This window comes from Candidatus Borrarchaeum sp. (genome assembly GCF_019058535.1).
Lineage (GTDB): Archaea > Asgardarchaeota > Sifarchaeia > Borrarchaeales > Borrarchaeaceae > Borrarchaeum > Borrarchaeum weybense.
In genome coordinates this window covers 1-2,782 of record NZ_JAHPYX010000029.1, presented here as the reverse complement: position 1 = coordinate 2,782, position 2,782 = coordinate 1, and the positions used below count along the sequence as shown (strand labels likewise).

Here is a 2,782-nt window from a genome sequence, read left to right as displayed (position 1 = left end):
TGTAATAACGGAGATACCATAGCTAACCCGCGTTGGTTAAGACACTCGGAGAAGAAAGTAGCGAAAGAACAGAGAAGAAAAGATAGGAAGCAGAAAGGGTCACATAACCGTCACAAACAGAACACAAAGGTAGCACAGGTACACCGGAAGATACGTAACCAACGGAAGGACTTTCATCACAAGCTTAGTCGAACACTGGTCGATGCTTATGACCTAATAGTGTATGAGAATCTCAAGATCACCAACATGGCGAAGAATCATCATCTCGCCAAGTCGATTAGTGACGCCGGCTGGGGACAACTCATGTGTTTTACGGAGTACAAAGCGGAGGAAGCTGGTACTTTCGTAGAATATGTGAGTGCCTATAATACCACACAACTGTGTAGTCGGTGTGGGAAGCTGGTGCCGAAAACACTGGCAACCCGCATCCACAGCTGTCCTTACTGTGGTCTTGATGTAGCACGAGATCATAACTCGGCCATCACCATTTTACACCGATCACGCTACTATGTAGCATCACGATCAGGGCAGGAACTGTCCGTCGAGCCTGTTTGACATGTCCCGTTGGGGAATGGATGATTCAGGAAGCCACCCTACTTGTAGGGTGGTAGTTCACAGCCTTTCTCATCAGCATTAAGAGGTCAATATTAGACCAACGAATGGCGCATTTGATGCTGTTTTATTTCGTCATCAGGAATTCCGAGAATCCATCCAAGCCAAGCAGTTCTTAAATTCCTCTCAAGGAATGGTATTGACCCAGCTCGCATACCTTTTTCGAATTTAACACGACTTTCTATTTCACGAAAATATTCTGCGAAGACTTCTTCTTCTTTGGGCTTTTCAAATAAAACCCATTGTAAGATCGAGAGACCTACGTTTCTAAGACTTTGACCTATGACGCCTTGAGCGGAAACTCCGATGGCATCCGATTCAGCTCGCTTTTTCTGTTCTTCATATTTTTCAAGCAATTCATCTTCGCTTCTCATATGATCACATATCCCGTAAATTTGGTATTTAATCAGGTACTTGTTCTATAGAAATGCTTTGGTTCAAACAAATTGATGAAAAGTCATTAAAAGATTTTTTTCATTTAATTTGTTGTGCTTCCGTCTCAGCTTTTTAAAAGACGAGCAAAATTAGGAGGATAATTTCTCTTTCAAGACCTTTTTTTCAGATTCTATCATCGCAATGATCTCAGAATCCATTTTAAATAGTCTGTTGTGAAAATTTGCATTCAAGGGCATTTCTTGGTATAACTCTTTTCTTTGAACTTCAAGGAGCATAGGTGAAAGTCCCATAAATTCAGCAACGCAATAAATATGGTTACCATTCTTCTTGGCAGTCTTATAGACGTCTTCAAGATGATCTTTCCACTTTGCATCACGAAGTAAGTGATGATCTACTATAATCATATCAATCTGGGAAGCTAGTTTCTTGAGGTTCGCTATCCCACTCATTAAATCCTCTTTCGGTACTTGTCGTAAATAAGTAGGCGGGCCACCAATCAAAAGTAAGTTAGGTTTTTCCTCTTCTATTAGTGATAAAGTATATTCAGACATTGGCCCTTGTACATCTGAAGCGTGGAGAATTTTTTCATCATTATATTCGATAGCTGTCATTATTACCCAGCCAAAGCGACTGCCTTCTGGTCCATGCCAGACAGGCTCAGAACAACGAATAGTTGTTTGCTTAAACATAAATGACTGACTATCTGCAGGACGAATTTCGCAATCTTCACGCTTATAGAGGTAATATGATCGTCTTTTTTGAGAGTAATTGATGGAGCTTCTGTTTGATCGATCTTTGGCTAAGATTATTTTTCCCGAATATAATTGCGCAGCAATAGTTTCATTTGTCCATTGATAGACCTGTGAGAGTGAAGTAGTATAATGATCGAAATGAAAATGTGAAATCACTAATACATCGCATTTTTTAGCTCTTTCTTGTATGAGTTCTCTAGTTAACTTCGCTGCAGCTAGTTCTTTAATATGAGGGGGAAGTCCATCTCGTCGAGGTGCCAGCGCCACACTTGGATCTATCAAGATGGCTAAATCTGGTGTTTTAACATAAAAACAAAATGATCGTGTACCAAGAGATTCCGCTCCTATAGGCTCAATATGGAGTTTTTCCAGACCTAACATGTCTGTTGCCTTACTATATTATTTTGAATGCATGATCGTCTCGATAGTTTTCTTAAATAAATATTGGTTTTTTGGATTCATTATACTTCTTTATTCAATCGAATTGACTGTGTTGGGTATGGCATGTCTATACCAGCTTCGGTCAATGCATTTTTAATATTGTTCAGCATTCTGCTTTCTGTTTCAAAAACTCCGCCCGCTTTTGTTGTATCCACAAAAACTCTAGCTTCCATATTAACCGCAAAGTCGCCTAGTTTTGTTACGACAATTTCTATCGGAGCAAAATAGCCTTGTCCTGATATTCCTGAGGTGGCTGTAGCTGTATCCTTCTCTAGGACTTCTCGTATAATTTTTATCGCTTGCGATATGTCTGACTCATAAGCTATACCTATCTTGTGGAAAAGCCTTCTTAGCCGATGCGTTGAATAATTAATTATCGCATCACTAGCTACCATTGAATTAGGCAAACTGATTAAAGTGTTATCAGGTGCGATAATAGTTGTAGATCGTAGATTAATCTCTATAACCTGCCCTACTATATCATTCTTTTTCAACTGTATCCAGTCACCTATCTTGAATGCTTTATCAAAGATAATACTAACGCCTGCGAAAATATTAGCGACCGTTTGCTGGGCAGCAAG

The 2,782-nt window shown here is 39.7% G+C and carries 4 protein-coding genes; 1 reads left to right on the top strand and 3 read right to left on the bottom strand.

What is annotated here, in order from left to right; translation table 11 throughout:
* Positions 1-555: RNA-guided endonuclease TnpB family protein (locus tag QVB70_RS01670; RefSeq protein ID WP_287582735.1), on the top strand; the 555-nt coding region annotated here is incomplete at its 5' end.
* Between the two features lie 92 nt (positions 556-647).
* On the opposite strand, the gene QVB70_RS01665 is transcribed toward QVB70_RS01670, so the two are convergent.
* From QVB70_RS01665 to QVB70_RS01655, 3 genes are all read right to left on the bottom strand, one after another.
* Entirely contained in the window at positions 648-986 is a 339-nt protein-coding gene (locus QVB70_RS01665; protein ID WP_287582733.1) for a hypothetical protein, read from the bottom strand.
* A 150-nt stretch (positions 987-1,136) separates the two neighbouring features.
* Positions 1,137-2,141, bottom strand: coding sequence for an MBL fold metallo-hydrolase (locus QVB70_RS01660; RefSeq protein ID WP_287582731.1), 1,005 nt, complete (start codon positions 2,139-2,141; stop codon positions 1,137-1,139).
* 80 nt (positions 2,142-2,221) lie between these two features.
* The coding region (locus QVB70_RS01655) for a mechanosensitive ion channel family protein (protein WP_287582729.1) at positions 2,222-2,782 on the bottom strand (561 nt) is incomplete at its 5' end.